The organism is Mycobacterium sp. NS-7484, assembly GCF_001953975.1.
Lineage (GTDB): Bacteria > Actinomycetota > Actinomycetes > Mycobacteriales > Mycobacteriaceae > Mycobacterium.
This window is the reverse complement of sequence record NZ_MBEJ01000028.1, coordinates 39,877-61,011: the sequence shown is the minus strand read 5'-3', so window position 1 is coordinate 61,011 and position 21,135 is coordinate 39,877. Positions and strand designations below refer to the sequence as shown.

At 67.0% G+C, this 21,135-nt stretch carries 18 protein-coding genes; 10 read left to right on the top strand and 8 right to left on the bottom strand.

Annotated elements, in window-relative coordinates; all coding sequences use genetic code 11:
* Nucleotides 1–5: 5 nt before the first annotated feature.
* Nucleotides 6–1,016, top strand: coding sequence for a methionine synthase (locus A5733_RS06350; RefSeq protein WP_076239499.1), 1,011 nt, complete (start codon nucleotides 6–8; stop codon nucleotides 1,014–1,016).
* Nucleotides 1,017–1,035: 19 nt separating this feature from the next.
* Here A5733_RS06350 and A5733_RS06345 read toward each other — a convergent pair whose 3' ends face one another.
* From A5733_RS06345 to glpK, 4 genes are read right to left on the bottom strand one after another with little or no spacing between them, the layout of a single operon-like run.
* Nucleotides 1,036–2,613, bottom strand: coding sequence for a 4-coumarate--CoA ligase family protein (locus tag A5733_RS06345; protein WP_076239498.1), 1,578 nt, complete (start codon nucleotides 2,611–2,613; stop codon nucleotides 1,036–1,038).
* A gap of 12 nt (nucleotides 2,614–2,625) precedes the next feature.
* Entirely contained in the window at nucleotides 2,626–3,027 is a 402-nt protein-coding gene (locus A5733_RS06340) for an MmcQ/YjbR family DNA-binding protein (protein ID WP_067771550.1), read from the bottom strand.
* Nucleotides 3,028–3,075: 48 nt separating this feature from the next.
* Nucleotides 3,076–4,806 (bottom strand): glycerol-3-phosphate dehydrogenase/oxidase, encoded by a 1,731-nt coding sequence (locus A5733_RS06335; RefSeq protein WP_076239497.1) that lies wholly within the window; start codon nucleotides 4,804–4,806, stop codon nucleotides 3,076–3,078.
* Between the two features lie 56 nt (nucleotides 4,807–4,862).
* Nucleotides 4,863–6,377 (bottom strand): glycerol kinase GlpK, encoded by a 1,515-nt coding sequence (gene glpK, locus A5733_RS06330; RefSeq protein ID WP_076239496.1) that lies wholly within the window; start codon nucleotides 6,375–6,377, stop codon nucleotides 4,863–4,865.
* A gap of 235 nt (nucleotides 6,378–6,612) precedes the next feature.
* Between glpK and A5733_RS06325 the strand changes: the two genes are divergently transcribed.
* The 4 genes from A5733_RS06325 to ligA all read left to right on the top strand — a co-directional run bounded on the left by A5733_RS06325 (nucleotide 6,613) and on the right by ligA (nucleotide 12,516).
* Entirely contained in the window at nucleotides 6,613–7,959 is a 1,347-nt protein-coding gene (locus A5733_RS06325; protein ID WP_083666030.1) for an MFS transporter, read from the top strand.
* 71 nt (nucleotides 7,960–8,030) lie between these two features.
* Complete coding sequence (locus A5733_RS06320; protein WP_076239495.1) at nucleotides 8,031–9,443, top strand: FAD-dependent oxidoreductase; 1,413 nt, start codon at nucleotides 8,031–8,033, stop codon at nucleotides 9,441–9,443.
* A gap of 122 nt (nucleotides 9,444–9,565) precedes the next feature.
* Nucleotides 9,566–10,342: an IclR family transcriptional regulator gene (locus A5733_RS06315; protein WP_076239494.1), complete on the top strand. Its 777-nt coding sequence runs from the start codon at nucleotides 9,566–9,568 to the stop codon at nucleotides 10,340–10,342.
* Nucleotides 10,343–10,440: 98 nt separating this feature from the next.
* Nucleotides 10,441–12,516 (top strand): NAD-dependent DNA ligase LigA, encoded by a 2,076-nt coding sequence (ligA, locus tag A5733_RS06310; protein ID WP_198938745.1) that lies wholly within the window; start codon nucleotides 10,441–10,443, stop codon nucleotides 12,514–12,516.
* Between the two features lie 7 nt (nucleotides 12,517–12,523).
* Here the strand turns inward: ligA and A5733_RS06305 are convergent, their stop codons facing one another.
* Complete coding sequence (locus A5733_RS06305) at nucleotides 12,524–13,183, bottom strand: amino acid-binding protein (protein ID WP_076239626.1); 660 nt, start codon at nucleotides 13,181–13,183, stop codon at nucleotides 12,524–12,526.
* 128 nt (nucleotides 13,184–13,311) lie between these two features.
* On the opposite strand from A5733_RS06305, the gene gatC reads away from it, so the two are divergent.
* The 4 genes from gatC to gatB all read left to right on the top strand — a co-directional run bounded on the left by gatC (nucleotide 13,312) and on the right by gatB (nucleotide 17,798).
* Nucleotides 13,312–13,611, top strand: a complete 300-nt coding sequence (gene gatC, locus A5733_RS06300) for an Asp-tRNA(Asn)/Glu-tRNA(Gln) amidotransferase subunit GatC (RefSeq protein ID WP_076239492.1) — start codon at nucleotides 13,312–13,314, stop codon at nucleotides 13,609–13,611.
* A 4-nt stretch (nucleotides 13,612–13,615) separates the two neighbouring features.
* Nucleotides 13,616–15,097, top strand: a complete 1,482-nt coding sequence (gene gatA, locus A5733_RS06295) for an Asp-tRNA(Asn)/Glu-tRNA(Gln) amidotransferase subunit GatA (protein WP_076239491.1) — start codon at nucleotides 13,616–13,618, stop codon at nucleotides 15,095–15,097.
* A gap of 54 nt (nucleotides 15,098–15,151) precedes the next feature.
* Nucleotides 15,152–16,183 (top strand): ATP-dependent 6-phosphofructokinase, encoded by a 1,032-nt coding sequence (locus A5733_RS06290; protein ID WP_076198361.1) that lies wholly within the window; start codon nucleotides 15,152–15,154, stop codon nucleotides 16,181–16,183.
* Between the two features lie 103 nt (nucleotides 16,184–16,286).
* On the top strand, nucleotides 16,287–17,798 hold the full coding sequence (gene gatB / locus A5733_RS06285; protein WP_067771539.1) for an Asp-tRNA(Asn)/Glu-tRNA(Gln) amidotransferase subunit GatB: 1,512 nt from the start codon (nucleotides 16,287–16,289) through the stop codon (nucleotides 17,796–17,798).
* Nucleotides 17,799–17,816: 18 nt separating this feature from the next.
* On the opposite strand, the gene A5733_RS06280 is transcribed toward gatB, so the two are convergent.
* Together A5733_RS06280 and A5733_RS06275 are read right to left on the bottom strand one after the other, a co-directional pair.
* Nucleotides 17,817–18,446, bottom strand: a complete 630-nt coding sequence (locus tag A5733_RS06280; RefSeq protein WP_076239490.1) for a TetR/AcrR family transcriptional regulator — start codon at nucleotides 18,444–18,446, stop codon at nucleotides 17,817–17,819.
* Nucleotides 18,447–18,577: 131 nt separating this feature from the next.
* A complete protein-coding gene (locus tag A5733_RS06275) occupies nucleotides 18,578–19,699 on the bottom strand; it encodes a PQQ-dependent sugar dehydrogenase (RefSeq protein ID WP_198938740.1) in 1,122 nt (373 codons plus the stop codon).
* 134 nt (nucleotides 19,700–19,833) lie between these two features.
* Between A5733_RS06275 and A5733_RS06270 the strand changes: the two genes are divergently transcribed.
* Entirely contained in the window at nucleotides 19,834–20,679 is an 846-nt protein-coding gene (locus A5733_RS06270; RefSeq protein ID WP_067771535.1) for a DoxX family protein, read from the top strand.
* A gap of 3 nt (nucleotides 20,680–20,682) precedes the next feature.
* Here A5733_RS06270 and A5733_RS06265 read toward each other — a convergent pair whose 3' ends face one another.
* Nucleotides 20,683–21,024, bottom strand: a complete 342-nt coding sequence (locus A5733_RS06265; RefSeq protein ID WP_142253831.1) for a PH domain-containing protein — start codon at nucleotides 21,022–21,024, stop codon at nucleotides 20,683–20,685.
* Between the last annotated feature and the right edge of the window lie 111 nt (nucleotides 21,025–21,135).

The window sequence follows — 21,135 nt, the reverse complement described above, 5'->3', positions numbered from 1 at the left end:
GTCGCATGAGTGCGTTTTCGACGGCCACCGGTATCGGATCCTGGCCCGGAACCGACCCACGAGCCGCCGCCGAAGTCGTCGTCGGTGAACTCCACCACCTGTCGCACCTCGTGGAGCTGCCGGCCCGGGGTATCGGCGCCGACCTGATCGGCCGGGCTGGGGCTCTGCTGGTCGACATCGGCATCGACACCGTGCCGCGGGGGTATCGCATCGCCGGTGGCCGTAGCGCTGCCCGGCGCCGGGCGGTCAGCCTGCTCGGTGAGGACATCGACGCACTCGAAGAGGCTTGGGAGCGCGCCGGTTTGCGCGGCAGCGGCCGTGCGGTCAAGGTGCAGGCGCCCGGCCCGATCACGCTGGCCGCCCAATTGGAACTGCCCAACGGACATCGCGCCATCACCGACCAGGGTGCGCTGCGGGATCTTTCGGCGTCCCTGGCCGAGGGGTTGGCGTCCCACCGGGCCGAGGTGGCCCGGCGGCTGGAGGCCCCGGTGGTGGTGCAGCTCGATGAACCGTCGCTGCCTGCCGCCCTGGCCGGGCGACTGTCCGGGGTCACCAGCTTCACCCCGGTGCATCCCGTGGACGAGCCGGTGGCGATGAACCTGCTGGACGAGTGTGTGGCGGCGGCCGGCTCGGACGTCGCATTGCACAGCTGCGCGCCCGAGCTGCCATGGAAGGCGCTGTTGCGCAGTGCAATTCAGGCAGTGTCGGTTGACGTGTCGACCCTGACGCCTGCCGATCTGGACGGTATCGGGGAATTCGTCGACTCGGGCCGCACCGTGTTGCTCGGCGTGGTGCCCGCCACGGCCCCCGACGGTCGGCCCTCGGTCGAAGAGGTCGCCAAGACGGCGGTGACGTTGACCGACCGCCTGGGTTTCGCGCGGTCTGTGCTGCGCGACCGTATCGGCATCACTCCGGCCTGCGGTCTGGCCGGAGCCACTGCTCAGTGGGCGCGCACCGCAGTCGAACTCGCGCAGAAGGCGGCCGATGCGTTCGCCGAGGATCCCGACGCCATCTGACCAACGCAGCGGACGCGCGCTAGCGGTCTCGCAGCTCCCGGCGCAGGATCTTGCCTGCCGACGACTTGGGAATGGCATCGATGAATTCGACCTGGCGTACTTTCTTGTAGGGTGCGACCAGCCCGGCCACGAACGCGATCACCTCGTCGGCGTTCAACTCGCAGGAAGGTTGTTTGACCACAAAGGCTTTGGGAACTTCTTCACCGGATTCGCGGTCCTGCACACCGATCACCGCAGCGTCGGCGATACTCGGGTGGCCCAGCAACACGGCCTCCAGCTCGGCCGGTGGCACCTGGTAGCCCTTGTACTTGATGAGTTCCTTGAGCCGGTCCACGACGTAGACGCAGCCGTTGGAATCGACCTGCGCCAGATCCCCGGTGTGCAGAAATCCGTCGGCGTCGATGGTCTCCTGCGTTGCCGCCTCGTTGTTGAGGTAGCCGGCCATCACGTTCGGCCCCTTGAACCACAGTTCGCCGGTTGCGCTCAAACCTTCTGCCGGAATACCGATTTCATTGCCAGTGTCGGGATCGACAAGCTTGCTGACACCGTTGGGCACGGTCCAGCCGCACGAGTCCAAAGGTGCAACCGTGCCGACTGTCGCCAGCCCACCGTCGTGCGGGGTGATGTGGCTGACCGGGCTCAACTCGCTCATGCCGTAACCCTGAGACACCGTGCAACCCAATCGTTCTGCCACCGCGCGGCCGAGGTCGGCGTCGAGCGATGCCGCACCGGACAGGACGGCCCGCAGCGAAGACAGGTCATAGGAGTCGACCAGCGGATGCTTGGCCAGGGCGACGGCCACCGGCGGGGCGATGTAGACGAACGTGCACCGGTGGTTGGCGATGTTGCCCAGGAATTCACCGAGATCGAACGACGGCATGATGACCAGCCGCGCCCGGGCATGCAGGGCGGCATTGAGAAGCACTGTCATGCCGTAGATGTGGAAGAACGGCAGCACGGCCAGCAGCCGGTCGTCGGCGGTGAGGCCCTGCAAGGGGCGGATCTGGGCCACATTGGCGGTCAGGTTGGCGTGGGTGAGCATGACGCCCTTGGGGTTGGCCGTGGTGCCCGAACTGTATGGCAGGGCGGCCAGATGCGTCGCCGGATCGAAGGTCACCTCCGGTGCCGGGCCGTCACCCCCGAGGCCGGCGCCGTCGAGTACCACCACTTGGTCCTTGGTATCCAAGCCAGCGGCGGCGGCTCCTTCCAATGCCTGCGGCAGCAGTGCGCTCACCGTGACCAATAGGCGCGCCTTCGAATCCTTGAGCTGCTTGGCGATGTCGCGTGCGGTGAACAACGCGTTGACGGTGGTGGCGGTGGCCCCGGCTCGCAGGATGCCGTGGAACGCAATCGCGAAACCGGAGCTGTTGGGGGACAGCAGGGCCACCACATCGCCGACGCCGATCCCGCGAGCGGCCAACCCGCCGGCGAACGCATCGATCTGTCGCACCAGATCGCCGTAGGTGGTCTCGATGCCGGACTTGGCGTCCACCAGGGCGATCCGGTCGGCATCGGCAGGGGACATGTCGGCGAAGAGATAGTCGTAGATGCTGACGGACGGCAGCTCGACGTCGGGGAAGGGGCTGGCGATACTCATGGCTGACTCCGATCAGTTCTCGTCGAGTTGTTTGATGAGCCGGCGTGAGGCGACCAACCGGAACGAGGCATCGACGAGTTCGCGCACTTCGACCCAATCCACCTTGGCGGCAGTAAAATCCAGACCCAGCCAGCCGAAGGGCCCCATGTAGGCCGGGAAGAAGAATCGGTCGTCCTGTTCCAGGGCCCGGCGATCGCTCTCGTCGACCTTGATCAGGAGCGAATGCGGGAACGGCACCATCTCACCGCCGCGTTCGGGCTTCACATTGCCGCCGTACATGGCGAACATCTTCGGTGCGCAGAACACCGGCCGGCCCCACGAAACTTTCTCGAAGGCCTCGGGAAAACCCAGCGCGATGGTGCGCAGATCGGCCAGGCCCAAGTCGTCGTCGCTGAACATGATCGGGTGCGGCATGTGGTCAGGGTATCGGTAGGGAGAGCCCTCGCTGCGCGCGTCGAGAACTCAGCGGCGGCTCGACACCGCGCCGATATCGCTGCGGGGGTCAGGCGCGCTGCGCCGTATCGTGTCGGCGCTGTGATCGTCAGGCTGACGTTGGGATTCGATCTCGGCTTCCACCCGTGCTCGGTACCGCGCGACTTCCCGGCAGGCTTGTACTTCATCCCAATGCAAATGCGGTGCGGCCAGCTCGGCGACGATCCGGGCGGCTTTCACACCGCGGTCCGCGGTGTCGATCGACATCCGGGTGCGCCGGGCGAGGATGTCGTCGAGGTGCAACGCACCCTCGTGTGTGACGGCGTAGACCACCTCCGCCCGCAGGTAGGCGCTGTCCTGGATGATCGGCTGTGCCAGGGCAGGGTCAGCCTCGATCAGCGCAAGCACTTCGGTGATCGCGCTTCCGTACCGTCCGAGTAAATGGTCGATGGTGGCTACCGGCAGGCGGGTCTGTGCAGCCAGCCGAGCTCGGGCTGCCGACAACTCGTGATAGCCGTCCGCCCCGATCAGCGGCAGCCGTTCAGTGCGCGACTCCTCGCAGTTGCGGTCGCGCAGGGCCTCATCCACCGCATCCTTCGCCATCACCCGGTAGGTCGTGTACTTGCCGCCCGCAACGACGACCAGCCCGTCGGCCGGACTCACGACGGCATGTTCCCGCGACAGCTTGGTGGTTTCATCCGAGCGCCCGGCCAGTAGCGGGCGCAATCCCGCGTAGACGCCCACGATGTCGTCCCGAGTGATGGGGTTCTCCAGCAGTCTGTTCACCTGCGCGAGGATGTAGGCGATATCGGAGGCGGTGGCGGCGGGATGGGCGAGATCCAGGTCCCAGCCGGTGTCGGTCGTGCCGATCAACCAGTGCTGTTCGCTCCACGGGCAGGGGATCACGAACAGCAGACTTTTCTCGGTTTCGGTGATGATGCCGACGTGGGAGTCGATGGCCGCACGCGGAACGACGATGTGCACGCCCTTGGAGGCCTTTACCTGGAATTGCCCCTGCTTCCCGAGGGCTTTTTGCGTCTCGTCGGTCCAGGCCCCGGTGGCGTTGATCGTTGCCTTGGCGCGGATCTCGATCTCGCTGTCGCTCTCCAGATCGACCACGCGGGCACCGACGACCCGGTTGTGCTCCTCAAGAAATCCGATCACCCGGGCGCTGTTGGCGCACAGTGCCCCGTAACTGGCCGCGGTTCTGGTGACCATCATGGTGTGCCGCGCATCGTCGAGGTGACCCTCGTAGAAGCTCACACCGCCACGGACGGCGCCGCGCTTTCCGCCGGGAAACGCCTGCGCTGTCTTTCGCTTTCCCAAGTGCCGGTGGTGGGCGGGTACGCCGCGGCCGGCGCCGAGCACGTCGTACACGCCGACTCCCGCCCCCACCCACGCCCGATCCCGCGCCACCCGGGTCAGCGGGTAGAGGAACTCCACCGGCCGAGCCAGGTGGGGCGCGAGAGTTTCCAGGATCAGCGACCGCTCCCGCAGGGCCTCGAAGACCAGAGCGAAGTCGAGCTGCTTGAGATAGCGCAAGCCGCCGTGGACGAGTTTCGACGACCGGCTGGATGTTCCCGACGCATAATCGCGCGCCTCGACCAGACCGACGGTCAGCCCGCGGGTCACTGCGTCGAGCGCCGCTCCCGCACCGACCACACCGGCGCCGATGACCAGGACGTCGAGTTCGGTATTGGCCATGGCGGCCAGTGCGTCCCGACGGTATTGCGGACTGAGGGCGACGGGGGACAGTGACATCAGTGCATCCGTTTCTTGAGAAGGGTTGGCAGGCAGGGGCTTGCTGGGCCGCTGGGTCAGTCGAGTTCGACCCAGTCCAACGCACGGTCGACGGCTTTGCGCCAGCCTCGGTGGCCGCGTTCGCGCTCGGCGTCGTCCCAGCGGGGATGCCAGCGCTGGCTTTCATGCCAGTTCTGACGCAGGTCGTCGGTGGTCTCCCAGAAACCCACTGCCAGGCCGGCGGCGTAGGCTGCGCCCAGGGCGGTGGTCTCGGAAACCACCGGCCGGCTCACCGGCACTCCAAGCACATCCGCCTGGATCTGCATGCACAGATGGTTTGCGGTCACTCCACCGTCGACGCGGAGGACCTCGAGCCGTACCCCGGAATCCTGGTACATCGCGTCGGCTACGTCGCGGCTCTGATAGCAGATCGCCTCGAGGGTGGCGCGGGCAATGTGGGCATTGGTGTGGTATCGGGTGAGGCCCGCGATGGTGCCCCGGGCGTCCGAACGCCAGTACGGTGCGAACAGGCCGGAAAACGCAGGGACGAAATACAACCCGGCCGAATCACTGACCTGCGCCGCCAGCGACTCGCTGTGTTCGGCACCCGAGATGATGCCCAACTGGTCGCGCAGCCACTGCACCGCTGACCCGGTGACCGCGATCGATCCCTCCAGCGCATAACACGGGGGGTCGTCACCGAATTGGTAGCACACCGTGGTGATCAGCCCGTGTTCTGAACGAACCAGCTGTCCGCCGGTGTTGAGCAACAGGAAGTTGCCGGTTCCGTAGGTATTCTTGGCGTCGCCCGCCGACAGGCACAGTTGGCCGATCATGGCGGCCTGCTGGTCGCCCACGGTCGCGGCGATCGGCAGCGCGGCGCCCAGCGGGCCATGGGATGTGGTGTAGCCGTAGAGGTCTGGAGCGGACGACGGCCGAATCTGCGGCAGCATCTGGCGAGGAACCCCGAACAGTGCCAGCAGTTCGTCGTCCCAGTCCAGGGTCTGCAGATCCATCAGCATCGTCCGGCTGGCGTTGGTCACGTCGGTGGCGTGGACACCGCCGTCGACGCCACCGGTCAGATTCCACAGCAGCCAGGAGTCGATGGTTCCGAACAGTGCGTCGCCGCGGTCCGCGGCGGCGCGTAGACCGTCGACGTTGTCTAGGAGCCAGGCCAGCTTGCCTCCGGAAAAGTATGTCGCCGGTGGCAGACCGGCCTTGTGCCGGATGGTGTCCCCCGCGGAGGCGCTGAGTCCCGCGACGACCCGGTCGGTGCGCGTGTCCTGCCAGACGATGGCGTGGTGGTAGGGCCGTCCGGTGCGCCGGTTCCACACCACGGTGGTTTCGCGTTGGTTGGCGATGCCCAGCGCCGCGAGGTCGGACGAGATCAGGCCGTGTTCATTCAGCGCGGTCTGGAGGGCGGAGGCGGTCCGCTCCCAGATCTCCACCGGATTATGTTCGACCCAACCGGGTTTGGGCATTATCTGGAGGTGTTCGAGTTGGCTGTGGGCGACTACCCGGCCACCGTGATCGAAGATCATGAACCGGGTACTGGTGGTGCCCTGGTCGATTGCGCCGACGAAATCGGGCATGAGGCAAGTCCTTCCGTGATCGGTGGACGGTTCGCAGGGACGTGAGATTCGGCCGAATGCCGAGAGGTCGGCCGTGGTCCCAGCGATCAGACATTTGTGCTGGTGAATTCGCCAAAGTCGTTGACACCGTTTTCACCACGCGATTACAGTAACTTGCATCCCGATTATCGGGATGAAATTCCAATAATCGGAATATCGTCTCCTGTCCTCAACGTGGAGAAGGGTGGACATCCTGATGGAGTCAGCCGGGCCCGTTACAGCCCACGAGGTCGAATCGTCGCCGATAAAACGGGTAGCGACCGCAAGTCTGATCGGTACCACGATCGAGTGGTACGACTTCTACATATACGGAGCGGCCTCGGCGACGGTCGTCGGCGGACTTTTCTTCCCCGACTTCTCCCCGCTGGCAGGTACTTTGGCTGCATTCAGCACATTCGCTGTCGGTTTCATCGCCCGCCCGTTGGGCGGGGTCTTCTTCGGCCATTTCGGCGACCGGATCGGCCGCAAGCGGATGCTGATCCTGAGCCTGCTCATCATGGGTCTGGCCACGTTCGCCATCGGATTACTTCCCACGTTCGACTCGATCGGCGTATGGGCGCCCATCGCCTTGGTGGCGTTGCGATTCATCCAGGGCTTCGCCGTCGGTGGTGAGTGGGGTGGCGCGGTGATCATGGCCGTCGAGCACGCACCACCGAACCGACGCGGGTTCTACGGCAGCTGGCCGCAGATGGGCGTGCCCATCGGCCTGCTGATGTCCACTGGCTTGTTCGCCTTGTTCTCGTCCATGCCGTCCGATGACTTCGAGTCCTGGGGATGGCGAGTTCCGTTCTTGCTCAGCATCTTCCTGGTGGCCGTGGGCTTGTTCATCCGGTTGCGGGTGGTCGAGACACCGGTGTTCGCCGAAGTGCAGAAGGCCGGAACTGTGGCGAAAGTGCCGTTCCTGGAGATGATCCGCTCCGACCTGCGCAACGTTGTGCTGGCGGCAGGTGTCTACCTCGGGCACGGCGTGATGTTCTACGTGCTGAGCGTTTTCACCCTGTCGTACGCCACTACGCAGCTGGGTCTGGAGCGCAGCGTCATCTTCACCGGCACGATGCTGGCCGCGGTGTTCCAAGCGTCGTTGGTGCCGGTCTTCGGCCGGCTCTCCGACAGTCTGGGTCGACGCCGGGTCTATGCGGGTGGCGCAGTGTTCACCCTGCTGTTCGCGTTCCCGCTGTACTGGATGATCGGCACCGGACAACCGCTTCTCGTGTGGACCTCGGTGGTGCTCATCCTGGGTATCGCCCATCCGGCGATGTACGCGCCGACGGCAGCGCTGTACGCCGAGATGTTCCCGCCGCGGGTTCGCTACAGTGGCGCCTCGGTCGGATACCAATTAGGCGGAGCCACTGTGGGTTTCGTCCCGCTGTTGGCCACGTCGCTGGTCGGTCTGGGGCACGGCGCATCCTGGCCGATCTCACTACTGATCGTGGTCAGCGCGGTCATCGGCCTGGTGTCGGTGTTCAGCGCCAGGACGGACTACCAGGACGAGTCGCCGGCCCCGACCGGAGCCGTCCGGAGAACCGAATCACTGAACGGGTGACCGGGCCCTGCCGACGGTGGGCGCACGGTGGGCGAGTCGAATATCGAGAATATGAAAGTGAGAAGATAAGAATGCCAAACGAATACGATTACGATGTCGCGGTGATCGGCGGTGGCACCGCCGGTGCTTTCGCCGGGATCGCAGCCGCGGCGACGGGCGCCCGCACTGTGATCATCGAGCAGTACGGTTACCTCGGAGGCATCCTCTCCCTTGGCATGAACCTTCTGGGGTCCGCTGACGCCGAGGGGTATTGGGCGATGGGTGGCTACCCCCGCGACATCGTTCGCGACCTGATCAAGAACCAGCATGCCACCCCGCCGGTGAAGGACAGCCTGTTCGGGTCGATCCTGGCCCAGGACCCGGAGCCGTTCAAGATCTATCTGCTCCGGGCGGCCAAACAGTATGGTGCGGACCTTCTGTTCCACACCATGTTCCTCGATGCCGAGACCGAGGATGGTCGGATCACCAAGCTGACCGTGGCCAACAAGGCCGGTATCTCGGTGATCCGGGCCAAGTACTTCGTGGATGCGTCGGGTGATGCCGATGTCGTGGCCCGGGCCGGCGGAGAATTCGTCTTCGGCAACGGGCAGGACGGCGTCACCCAGCCCGTGAGCAACATCTTCCGCGTCGGCGGCGTCGACTTGAGCAAGCTGTGGGACTACCTGGAGGAACATCCGGAAGACCGCACCGTGCCCACGGGCTGGTCCGGCCAGGCCTACGAGATGGACTACATCCGCAACACCCCGGGCGTGCACCTGATGGCTTTCGGAAACCTGATCAAGGAAGCCAAGGCGGCGGGCGATTTCACGTTGCCGCGGAACCGGCTCGGTATCTACACCCTGCCGGAACGTGACGACGTGGTGATCAACCTGACCCGGGTGCACGGCATCGACGGCACCGATCCGTGGGATGTCAGCCGGGCCGAGGCCGAAACCCAGCTGCAGACCTACGAATCCCTGTACTTCCTGCGCAAATACGTGCCCGGATTCCAGCGGTGCTACCTGGCCAACCTTCCACATCAGCTCGGCGTCCGGGAGTCACGGCACATCGTGGGCGAGCACACGCTGACCCGCCACGACGTGCTCGCCGGACGTGATTTCGACGACCAGGTCGGCCGAGGCGCCTACCCGCTGGACATTCACGACACTGGCATCGGTGCCAAGGTACTCGGGGCCAAGGTGGAGGGCGGTGGCATCACCTTGAAGTATCTGTCGCGCTCCTACGGGATTCCCAAGCGCGCGCTGATACCGAATGGCTTGGACAACGTCTTGGTGGCCGGGCGCTGCATCAGCGCCGACCATGAGGCGGCGGGTTCGGTTCGCGGACAAGCGGTATGCATGGTCAGCGGCCACGCGGCCGGCACGATTGCCGCAATCGGCGCCAAGTCCGGCGCCGCCGCTGCGCGCGATATCCCACACCGTGAGGTGCAGGACGTGCTGCTGCAGCAGGGTGCGGTGCTGACCCGCAATGAACTGATCGACTAGCAATTGTCTTGCGACGGTGGCCATGTCGGCCGTTTCCAAACTTCGAACACCGCAACCGCGAGCCGGATTCGAACCCGTTACATGCGAACTCCGGGTGCGGACAGGGACGTTAAGATACCGGCATGGCCACCGACGGCACGCTAGCCAAGGGCTTCATCCTGCTGCAGGTGCTCGTCGAGCATCCTGACGGCGTGACGGTGACCGGGCTGGCCAAGGATGTTGGCCAGCCGGCCAGCACCGTGCATCGGCTGCTCACCGAGCTGGTCCGCATCGGCCTGGCCCGGTTGGACGAGCGCAGCCGGCGGTATCAACTGGGCACCAAGCTGTTCGAGCTGCATCAGCGCGCTTCTGAGGTGCGGACCCTCCCCGAGGTCATGCTCGCGGTGATGCGTCGGTTGGCCGACAGCACCGGGCGGACCATCTTCATGGGGGCACGGGAGGGCACGGAGTACTTCTACGTGGAACGAATCGGTGGCTCCGACCGGGTGCAGATCCGGGCGTACGTCGGTGAACGCCTGCCGATCCATGCTTCCTCGGGCGGCAAATGCCTGTTGGCCTTCCTGCCGCATGCCGAGCAAGACGCCATCATGCGGACCCTGCACTGGGAGAAACTGACTCCTAACACCCACATCGACGAGGCGGAATTCCGGGCCGAATTGCAGCAGGTGGTCGAGGACGGCTACGCCATCAACAACGGCGAGATCCAGGACGGTGTGCGGGCCATCAGTGTGCCCATCATGCGGGCCGGCAGGCCCGCATACGCGCTGACGGTCGCCGGCCCGGAATTCCGGATGCCGCTAGAAGAGATCACCGGCTTTCTGCCCACGCTGCGTGAGGCTGCCCGTGAGATCGAGTTGCACATTCCCCGCGACGATGACCGGCCCGCGCACAGCGCATGAGTGTCCATCGGTGGTGCCGCCGATGACCCGGGGTGTCGGTTCGCTCGACTAGCCTGCTCAGAGTGAGTGAGAAGCCAACCGGAGATGCCGAGGCCGCGCTGCCCGAACAGCCTGACGCCGACCTGCGCCGCCGCTGGCAGGAGCTTGCCGACGAGGTGCGTGAACATCAGTTCCGCTACTACGTCAAGGACGCGCCGATCATCTCAGATGCCGAGTTCGACGCCCTGCTGCGGGAACTGCAGGACATCGAATCCACAATTCCGGAACTGCGCACCCCGGACTCGCCCACCCAATTGGTCGGCGGGGCCGGATTCGCCACCGACTTCGCTCCGGCCGAGCATCTGGAACGGATGCTGTCCCTGGACAACGTGTTCGACTCCGACGAGCTGTCGGCCTGGGCGGCACGCATCAAGGGGGAGATCGGCGACGCCGCCCACTACTTGTGCGAGCTGAAGATCGATGGCGTCGCGCTGGCGCTGGTCTACCGGCAGGGCCGGCTGGTCCGGGCCGCGACCCGCGGCGACGGGCGCACCGGTGAGGACGTCACGCTCAACGCCCGCACGATCGCCGACATCCCCGAACAGTTGACGCCCTCGGACGAGTTCCCGGTGCCCGAGGTGCTTGAGGTGCGCGGGGAGGTGTTCTTCCGGGTCGCCGACTTCGAGGACCTCAACGCCGGTTTGGTGGCCGAGGGCAAGCCCCCGTTCGCCAACCCCCGCAACAGTGCCGCAGGCTCGCTGCGACAGAAGAACCCGGCGGTCACCGCGCGCCGCAAGTTGCGGATGATCTGTCACGGGCTCGGTCACATCGAAAGTGCCGGTGGGTTTCCGTTCACCTCGCTGCACGACGCCTACCGCGCGCTGGGCCAATGGGGCCTGCCGGTGTCCGCCCACACCGCCAAGGTTTCCGGCGTCGCCGCGGTCGCCGAACGGATCGCCTACTGGGGCGAGCACCGTCACGACGTCGACCACGAGATCGACGGGCTGGTGGTCAAGGTCGACGAGGTGGCGCTGCAGCGTCGGCTCGGCTCGACATCACGCGCGCCGCGCTGGGCGGTGGCCTACAAGTACCCACCGGAAGAAGCCACCACCAAGCTGCTCGATATCCGGGTCAGTGTGGGCCGTACCGGCCGGGTCACCCCGTTCGCCTACATGGAACCGGTCAAGGTGGCCGGCTCGACCGTCGGCCTGGCCACCCTGCACAACGCCACCGAAGTCGAGCGCAAGGGCGTGCTGATCGGCGACACCGTCGTGATCCGCAAGGCCGGCGACGTCATCCCCGAGGTGCTCGGCCCGGTGGTTGACCTGCGCGACGGATCCGAGCGCCCGTTCGTCATGCCCACCAACTGCCCCGAATGCGGTACCCGGCTGGCCCCGGCCAAGGAGGGCGACGCCGACATCCGCTGCCCCAACACCCGTAGTTGCCCGGCGCAGTTGCGGGAGAGGGTGTTTCACGTCGCGGGCCGTGGTGCGTTCGACATTGAGGGGCTGGGCTACGAGGCGGCCACCGCGCTGCTGCAGGCCGGGGTGATCGCGGACGAGGGCGATCTGTTCACCCTGACCGCCGACGAGTTGCTGCGCACCGAGCTGTTCACCACCAAGAAGGGTGAGCTTTCGGCCAACGGCAAGCGCCTGCTGGCGAACCTGGACAAAGCCAAGGCCCAGCCACTGTGGCGGGTTCTGGTGGCGCTGTCGATCCGCCATGTCGGTCCCACGGCGGCCCGTGCGCTGGCCACTGAGTTCGCCAGTCTGGACGCTATCGTCGCGGCATCCGAGGAGCGGTTGGCCGCGGTGGAAGGGGTGGGCCCGACCATCGCCGCCGCGGTGGTGGACTGGTTCACCGTGGACTGGCATCGCGCCATCGTGGACAAGTGGCGCGCGGCCGGGGTGCGGATGGCCGACGAGCGCGACGCCAGCATCGAGCGGACGTTGGAGGGCTTGTCGATCGTGGTGACCGGGTCCCTGCCCGGGTTTTCGCGTGACGAGGCCAAAGAGGCGATCATCAGCCGCGGTGGCAAGGCCGCCAGCTCGGTGTCGAAGAAGACCGCGTACGTCGTGGCCGGGGATGCGCCCGGATCCAAGTACGACAAGGCCGTCGAGCTCGGTGTTCCGATCCTCGACGAGGACGGCTTCCGGACACTGCTGGCCGACGGCCCGCCGGCGGCCGGGGACTGACCCGGTCTCAGCGCAGGATCGTCGCGACGATCCCGGCCAGATAACCCAACCGGGCCACCTCCGAGGGACGGAAGCCCGGTCCGCCGGGCCGTCCCAGCACGACGGCGGTGTCGTGGTCACCCAACGGTGCGGCCGCCAGGCTGGTGTCCATGTCGCGCCACACCTGCGGCACCCAGTCGTCGGTGCCGTCGAGCGCAGTCGCCCGCTGCAGCGGCAACCAGGGCGCAGACTCGGCCCGCGTCTCGGGGGCGCCGTGGCTGGCGGCTAGGCGTTCCACGCCCGTCGGGATGGAGCGGACCACCGTGCACCAACCGACGCGGAGCACCCGAGGCGCCTCCTCGGCGAGCACCTGCAGGCGATCGGCCCTCGAGTGGGCCGCGGCGACGTGGTCGATCAATTCAAGTTCACGATGTGCTTCCAGCAGCCCGGTGTGCGGTCGAATGCTGTCGACGTAGACCCCGGACAGGTTCTCGGCGGCGGTGATCAGGGTGTCCGGCATCGAGCCCTGCGGCAGCTCGACGACGAGATCGTCGATCGCGTAGCCGGCGCCCCGCTCGACGACGTCGAGCGACAGGATGTCGGCGTTGACCGAGCCGAGCGCCACGGCGAGCGAGCCGAGGCTGCCTGGTCGGTCCTCAAGCTGGACCCGCAGCAGATACGAAGGCACGCGCATCACTGTTTCACAGGGGCCGGGGATGGGCATGCCGGTGCACTGCCGAGCAGACATGTCGATTCCCCGGGTCGCTGCGCTCCTGCCCGCCGAACGATTTGGTGGCGTGACTAGGCTGCTTTGTCGTGTCGAAGATCTCCCGAGACGAGGTTGCCCATCTGGCGCGTCTGGCGCGTCTGGCGCTGACCGATGACGAACTGGACAGTTACGCCGGCCAGCTGGATGCCATCCTCGGCCACGTCAGCCAGATCCAGTCCGTCGACGTCACCGGCGTCGAGGCCACCGACAACCCGCTCAAGGATGTCAACGTGACCCGGCCCGACACCGTCGTGCCCTGCCTGACGCAGGAGGAGGCGCTGGCCGCGGCTCCGCGCGCTGAAGATGGACGCTTCGCCGTGCCGCGGATTCTGGGAGAGGGTGAATAAGAGCATGAGTGAGCTGATCCGTCGTGATGCGGCGACCCTGGGCGCCCAGATCGCGGCCAAGGAAGTCTCGTCGACCGAGGTGACCCAGGCCCACCTGGACCAGATCGCGGCCACCGATGACCGGTTCAACGCGTTCCTGCATGTGGCCGCGGACGCCGCGCTGCAGACCGCGGCCCGCATCGACGCCGCCGTGGCCGCCGGCGAGACACTGCCCTCACCGCTGGCCGGCGTGCCCCTGGCGCTCAAGGACGTCTTCACCGCCACCGACATGCCGACCACGGCTGGGTCCAAGATCCTCGAAGGGTGGCGTGCGCCATACGACGCGACGGTGACCGCCAAGCTGCGCGCCGCCGGCATCCCGATCCTGGGCAAGACGAACATGGACGAGTTCGCCATGGGCAGCTCGACGGAGAATTCGGCCTACGGCCCGACCCGCAACCCGTGGAACACCGAGCGGGTGCCCGGCGGTTCGGGCGGCGGCAGTGCCGCCGCACTGGCCGCCTACCAGGCGCCGCTGGCCATCGGTACCGACACCGGCGGGTCGATCCGGCAGCCGGCCGCGCTGACCGCGACCGTCGGCGTCAAACCGACGTACGGCACGGTCTCGCGCTACGGCCTGATCGCCTGTGCGTCCTCGCTCGATCAGGGCGGCCCCTGCGCTCGGACCGTGATGGACACGGCGCTGCTGCACCAGGTGATCGCCGGCCACGATCCGCGGGATTCCACCTCCGTCGATGCCGCGGTGCCCGATGTGGTCGGTGCCGCCAAGGCCGGTGCGGCAGGCGATCTCACGGGCGTGCGGGTCGGCGTGGTCAAGCAGCTGCGCGGGGAGGGATACCAGCCCGGCGTGCTGGAGTCGTTCAACGCCGCCGTCGCCCAGCTGACCGCGCTCGGTGCCGAAGTCACCGAGGTCGACTGCCCGAACTTCGACCACGCGATGGATGCCTACTACCTGATCCTGCCGTCAGAGGTGTCGAGCAACCTCGCCCGCTTCGACGCGATGCGGTTCGGCCTGCGCGTCGGCGATGACGGCACGCGCAGCGCCGAAGAGGTCATGGCGCTGACCCGGGCGGCCGGATTCGGACCAGAAGTCAAGCGCCGCATCATGATCGGCACCTACGCACTGTCGGCGGGCTACTACGACGCCTACTACAACCAGGCCCAGAAGGTGCGGACGCTGATCGCTCGCGACTTGGAGCGGGCCTATCAGAGCGTGGACGTGCTGGTGTCTCCGGCGACCCCGACGACGGCGTTCCGGCTGGGGGAGAAGGTCGACGATCCGCTGTCGATGTACCTGTTCGACCTGTGCACGCTGCCGCTGAACCTGGCCGGGCACTGCGGCATGTCGGTGCCGTCGGGTCTGTCACCCGACGACGGCCTGCCCGTCGGTCTGCAGATCATGGCGCCCGCCTTGGCCGATGACCGGCTCTACCGCGTCGGCGCAGCCTACGAGGCGGCTCGCGGACCGCTGCCCAGCGCTTTGTAGCCCGCACGCCCTTATCCACGGCACGGTCCTGTCAGGCGAGGCAAGATGGTGCCCATGCGCATCGGAGTTCTCACCGGCGGCGGTGACTGTCCTGGCCTGAATGCGGTGATCCGGGCGGTGGTGCGTACCTGCGACCAGCGGTACGGCTCGTCGGTGGTCGGATTTCTCGACGGTTGGCGCGGCCTGTTGGAGGATCGGCGCATCCAGCTGGCCAACGACGATCGCAACGATCGGCTGCTGGCCAAGGGCGGCACCATGTTGGGCACCGCGCGCGTCAACCCCGACAAGCTGCGGGCCGGGCTGGACCAGATCAAACAGACGCTGGAAGACAACGGGATCGACGTGTTGATCCCGATCGGTGGTGAGGGCACCCTGACGGCCGCGCACTGGTTGTCCGAGGAGAACGTGCCGGTGGTCGGGGTGCCCAAGACCATCGACAACGACATCGACTGCACCGACGCGACTTTCGGCCACGATACGGCCCTTCAGGTGGCGACCGAGGCGATCGACCGGCTGCACAGCACCGCCGAATCGCACCAGCGCGTGATGCTGGTCGAGGTGATGGGCCGCCACGCCGGCTGGATCGCGCTCAACGCCGGACTGGCCTCCGGCGCACACATGACGCTGATCCCCGAGCAGCCCTTCGACGTCGAGGAGGTGTGCCGGCTGGTCAAGAAGCGGTTTCAGCACGGATCGGCCCACTTCATCTGCGTGGTGGCCGAGGGGGCGAAACCGGCCGAGGGCACCATGCAGTTGCGTCAGGGTGGGATGGACGAGTTCGGTCACGAGAAATTCACCGGCGTGGCACAGCAATTGGCGCTCGAGGTCGAGAAGCGCATCAAGAAGGATGTGCGGGTGACGGTGCTGGGGCACGTCCAGCGGGGCGGTACGCCGACGGCCTACGACCGGGTGCTGGCCACCCGGTTCGGAGTCAACGCCGCCGACGCCGCCCATGCCGGCGAGTACGGGATGATGGTGTCGCTGCGGGGCCAGGACATCGGCCGGGTGTCCCTCGCCGACGCGACGCGTCAGCTCAAGCTGGTGCCGCAGTCCCGCTACGACGACGCCGCGGAGTTCTTCGGCTGATCTCACACCGGCGAACAGACACAGATGTAGCGGTTCACCTGCGATAACGGGTACATCTGCGTCTGCTCGCCGAGGAGAATCGGACCCAACTAGGATCGACAGCATGTCTGTCGCCACCGCTGAACTCGTCGACTACGACGACGTCATCGCCACCTACGAGCCCGTGATGGGCATGGAGGTGCACGTCGAGCTGTCCACGGCCACCAAGATGTTCTGCGGCTGCGCCAACCGGTTCGGCGCCGAGCCCAACACGCTGGTCTGCCCGGTGTGCCTGGGCCTGCCCGGCTCGCTGCCGGTGCTCAACGAGGCGGCCGTCGAGTCGGCGATCCGCATCGGTCTGGCGCTCAACTGCGACATCGCGCCCTGGGGTCGGTTCGCCCGGAAGAACTACTTCTATCCCGACCAGCCCAAGAACTATCAGATCTCGCAATACGACGAGCCGATCGCGATCAACGGCTACCTCGACGTGCCGCTCGATGACGGCACCACCTTCCGCGTCGAGATCGAACGTGCGCACATGGAAGAGGACACCGGCAAGCTGACTCACCTGGGCAGCGACACCGGCCGCATTGCGGGTGCGACGACCTCGTTGGCCGACTTCAACCGGGCCGGCGTTCCGCTGATCGAGATCGTCACCAAGCCGATCGAGGGCACCGGCGCGCGGGCACCGGAAATCGCCCGGGCGTACGTCACGGCACTGCGAGACCTGCTGCGCGGCCTGGGTGTGTCAGACGTGCGGATGGACCAGGGGTCGATGCGGTGTGACTCGAACCTGTCACTCAAGCCCATCGGCGCCGCAGAGTTCGGCACCCGCACCGAGACCAAGAACGTGAACTCGCTCAAGAGCGTCGAGGTGGCCGTCCGATACGAGATGCGCCGCCAGGCCGCCGTTCTCGATGCCGGCGGCACGGTCACCCAGGAGACGCGACACTTCCACGAGGACGGCTACACCTCGCCCGGCCGCAGCAAGGAAACCGCGCAGGACTACCGCTACTTCCCCGAGCCCGACCTGGAGCCGGTGGCGCCCAGCGCCGAGCTGGTCGAGCGGTTGCGTCAGACCATTCCCGAGCTGCCGTGGTTGTCGCGCAAGCGGATTCAGCAGGAGTGGGGCATCTCCGACGAGGTGATGCGCGACCTCGTCAACGCCGGGGCCGTCGAGCTGGTGGCGGCCACCGTGGAGCACGGTGCCTCCAGCGAGTCCGCGCGGGCCTGGTGGGGCAACTTCCTGGTGCAGAAGGCCAACGAGTCAGAGGTCGAGCTGGAGGCATTGCCGATCACGCCGGCGCAGGTGGCCGCGGTGGTCAAACTGGTCGATGACGGCAAGCTGTCGAACAAGCTGGCCCGCCAGGTCGTCGAGGGCGTGCTGGCCGGCGAGGGGGAGCCCGAGCAGGTGATGACCGACCGTGGTCTGGCGCTGGTGCGCGATGACTCGGTGATCCAGGCTGCCGTCGACGAAGCGCTGGCCGCCAACCCGGACGTCGCCGACAAGATCCGCGGCGGCAAGATCCAGGCCGCCGGCGCGATCGTCGGTGCGGTGATGAAGGCGACAAAGGGATCGGCCGACGCGGCCCGCGTCCGTGAGTTGGTCCTGGCCGCCTGCGGCCAGAGCGGGTGACGGCGCGCTATTGGCGCGCTATTTGACGGCTCCGGCGAACATGGTCATCGCCGCGGCGGCGTATTGCTCCAGGCGCTCACGCGGGTAGCTGTCCGGGTCGTGCGCGGCGAGCCGGCCGAGCATCTCGGCGAACGACAGCAACGTATGGCCCAGTAATTCCGGGTCGAGCGCCGACAGGCGCGGATCCACCGCGATGCCGGCTTTCGCCATTTGCTCGACGTGCGTGAGGATCTGACTGCGGGCGTTGCGGACCGCCGCGCGGTAGTCGCGGGGTGCACTGTCGGGCACGGTCAGGATGAGGCGCCAGCGGGTCGGGTTCTCCAGCACGCAACGCAGGAACGCGGTGACCGTCGCGGTATAGGCGTCCGTCGGTCCGGAAGCCGACAGGTCCGCGGGCAGGGCGGCGATCACCTGGTTCAGGCCGTGGTGGTGCTCGCGGATGAGCAGGGCGGTGACGAGTTCGGTGCGCGTGCGAAACGCGGTGTAGAGCACGGGCTTGCCGACGCCGGCCGCCTCGGCCACCGCCTCCATCCGCAACTCGTGCAGGGGACAGTCATGGAGCACGGTCAACGCTGCGTCGAGCAGTTGCTCGCGCCGTTCTTCACGCGGTAGCCGCGGTGCATATCTGCGGCGCTGGCGGTCAGGCACCCGGCCAATGCTACGTCATCGTTATCTGATCGTGATACTCACCGCAGGGTCTTTGGATTCATGGTGACGCGCCCGCGGCGGCCGACCAGCCACATCCTCGCCGGCCGGCTTAGCGTGGAATCTGTTGTGCGTCAGGTCTTGTCGGCACTGCTACGCGGGAAGCCGCCGCCCTGCGGGAAGAGCGGGAAGACGACGTCGTCGAAATTCTCGGCATCTCCGACGGTCCGGTTCACCGTCGCTCCCCACACGTTGCCGTCGGGGGACACCTGCAACGCCCAGGCGTGCCCGCGCACGTTCTCGCGGACCACCTCGGGGTCGCCTGTGACCGCGCCGGTATCCGGCGCCAGCCGCACAGCGACGGTCATCTTCGTGTTGACCAAGTTGACCAACACCGTGCCCTCCAGCGCGGCGCACCCGGCCACGCCCGGCCGATCCGGCCACGTCCACACCGTCGACACCTTCGAATCCTTGGTGATCCGCTGCAGACGGTCGGCAGTCGGTGTGCGGTCGGTGATGTACAGCGAGCCGTCCGATGGGTCGACGCACATGCCGCCGCCGGCGCCGAGACCGCTCAGCGCCGTGGTGATCGGCGCCTGGTTGACCGTGGTGGGCTGTTCGATGCGTAGGACCTTGCCGGCCAGCGAGGCGGGATCGGCCGCGGCCGCCGGATTCCCGGCATCACCGGTCTGCACCAGCAGCGTGGTCTTGCTGGTGAACGTCAAAGAGCCGGTATTGCCGACAGCGCCCTTGGGGATGCCGGTCAGGATCGGCTTCGGCACGTCGCCGTCGGCGATGCGGATCACCCGGTTGTCGCTCGGTGTGCTGACGTAGGCGTACATCAACCGGTCCTGGCTGTAGGTCGGCGACAGCACGATGTCCATCAGGCCGCCATCTCCGGACGGATCGACCGGGAGGACCACCTTGACCTTCGGCTCGGCCTTGACCGACACCTGCTTGACCGCGCCGGTGAGACGCTCGGCCACCAACGCCGACTGGCTGTCCGGCAGCATGATCAAACCGCTCGTGCTGTCCAGGCAGCCCTGCATCACCCCCTGGGCCTTGCATTCCTTGGGGAACGGTTTGGCAGGCAGCGGTGGCGGCGGCGGTGGCGTGGTCGTCGGCCCCGGCGCCATCTTGGGTTCGGTCGTGAAGGGCTCGGACTGGGCCGCGTCGAACCGGGCACATCCCGAGCCGACCAGCATCGCGGCACACAGAACGGCGGCCACCCCCGTCATCCGCCGACGCGATTTCATGCCGCCAGATTACGGATCGCTCGGCAGTGCGCGCCACGTCGGGACCGCCCGGCGTGCTCATCCGTGCCGATACCAGGTGGAAGCGCCGGGGTAAATACCCGGATCGGACCGAACTTGCACTTACCCTGGCAGCTGTGACCAGTCACCCGCAGGACCCTCAAGCCTGGCAACGACCGGGTTACTCGGACGATTCCGCCAGGCCGGCCGGGGCCAGCCTGGTCGACCCCGAAGACGATCTGCCGTCGGCGACCTACGGCGGCGACTTCGAAACCACCGCGATCCCGCGCTACGACTCCGCCAAGCCGGAGGATCAGTCGGCGTTCAGCCTGGTCTCCGACCCTGAGCCGCTGCCGTACCTGCAGCCGGGCGCGCCCGGCCCGGTGGGGCCGTTCTCGGCGGAACCGGCCGAGATCGAACGTGACGAGTTCGTCGACGACCGCATCAAAGCGGCCGGGCGGCGCGGCACCCAGGATCTCGGTCTGCTGATCCTGCGGGTGGCCCTGGGTGGGTTGATGGTGATCCACGGCCTGCAGAAGGCCTTCGGCTGGTGGGGCGGCCCGGGACTGGACGGGTTCAACGCCTCACTGGGCGAGATGGGTTACAAGAACGCAGACATCCTCACCTACGCGGCCACCGGTGGACAGATCGCCGCCGGGGTGCTGCTGGTGCTGGGGCTGTTCACGCCCATCGCGGCGGCCGGTGCACTGGCCTACCTGATTAACGGGGTGCTCGCCGCGGCGATGGCCGCCCACGAAGAGGCCAGGCTCTCGGAGCTGCTCACCGACGGAACCGAATACCGGCTCATCGTCGTCGCGGCTGCCGCCGCGCTCATCCTGACCGGCCCGGGCCGCTATGGATTCGACGCCGGCCGAGGCTGGGCCCGGCGGCCTTTCGTCGGATCGTTCGTGGCCCTGCTGCTCGGCATCGGCGGCGGCATCGCAATCTGGGTGTTGCTCAACGGCGGCAACCCACTCGGCTGACGCTCAGGCGTACGGATTCGGCACGCGACCATTGCTCACCTCGGTGAGCCGCGGCAATGTCGCGAATGTCACCGCGGGCAATCGCAGGCCGGTCCCGTCGACGAGTTCGGCGAGCGCCCACGACGACCGGTCGAATCGCAGGCCCTTGATGTCGCCCCACGCCACGGTGCGGGCGCCGGTGAGCGTCCGTGCGGTCACGGTGTCGGCGTCGGCGGTGGTGCGATAGCGGATGATCGCGGTGGACAAGGCAATTGGGATCACCAGAAGAATTCCGAACCAGGCCGGGTTGCTGAGCACCAGTGTCAGCAGGCCGAGGGTCAGGAAGCCGACTGCCAGGTGCGCCATGGGCGATATCCGGACTACGACAGGGGCGGTTGCCGATCGTGCGCTCACCCTTTCATCCTGCACCACCGCAGGCATCGGACCTGCCGGCGTCACCGCGATAGCCGTGCCGGG

Excerpts from the sequence above, each read along its gene's own strand:
- A5733_RS06315 (WP_076239494.1), top strand. The coding sequence starts at position 9,566 with ATGGCCACCGACGGCACGCTAGCCAAGGGCTTCATCCTGCTGCAGGTG.
- A5733_RS06340 (WP_067771550.1), bottom strand. The coding sequence starts at position 3,027 with ATGCCGCACCCGATCATGTTCAGCGACGACGACTTGGGCCTGGCCGAT.
- A5733_RS06325 (WP_083666030.1), top strand. The coding sequence starts at position 6,613 with ATGGAGTCAGCCGGGCCCGTTACAGCCCACGAGGTCGAATCGTCGCCG.
- A5733_RS06335 (WP_076239497.1), bottom strand. The coding sequence starts at position 4,806 with ATGTCACTGTCCCCCGTCGCCCTCAGTCCGCAATACCGTCGGGACGCA.
- A5733_RS06290 (WP_076198361.1), top strand. The coding sequence starts at position 15,152 with ATGCGCATCGGAGTTCTCACCGGCGGCGGTGACTGTCCTGGCCTGAAT.
- A5733_RS06320 (WP_076239495.1), top strand. The coding sequence starts at position 8,031 with ATGCCAAACGAATACGATTACGATGTCGCGGTGATCGGCGGTGGCACC.
- glpK (WP_076239496.1), bottom strand. The coding sequence starts at position 6,377 with ATGCCCGATTTCGTCGGCGCAATCGACCAGGGCACCACCAGTACCCGG.
- A5733_RS06275 (WP_198938740.1), bottom strand. The coding sequence starts at position 19,699 with ATGAAATCGCGTCGGCGGATGACGGGGGTGGCCGCCGTTCTGTGTGCC.
- gatA (WP_076239491.1), top strand. The coding sequence starts at position 13,616 with ATGAGTGAGCTGATCCGTCGTGATGCGGCGACCCTGGGCGCCCAGATC.
- A5733_RS06350 (WP_076239499.1), top strand. The coding sequence starts at position 6 with ATGAGTGCGTTTTCGACGGCCACCGGTATCGGATCCTGGCCCGGAACC.
- A5733_RS06265 (WP_142253831.1), bottom strand. The coding sequence starts at position 21,024 with ATGGCGCACCTGGCAGTCGGCTTCCTGACCCTCGGCCTGCTGACACTG.
- A5733_RS06345 (WP_076239498.1), bottom strand. The coding sequence starts at position 2,613 with ATGAGTATCGCCAGCCCCTTCCCCGACGTCGAGCTGCCGTCCGTCAGC.
- gatB (WP_067771539.1), top strand. The coding sequence starts at position 16,287 with ATGTCTGTCGCCACCGCTGAACTCGTCGACTACGACGACGTCATCGCC.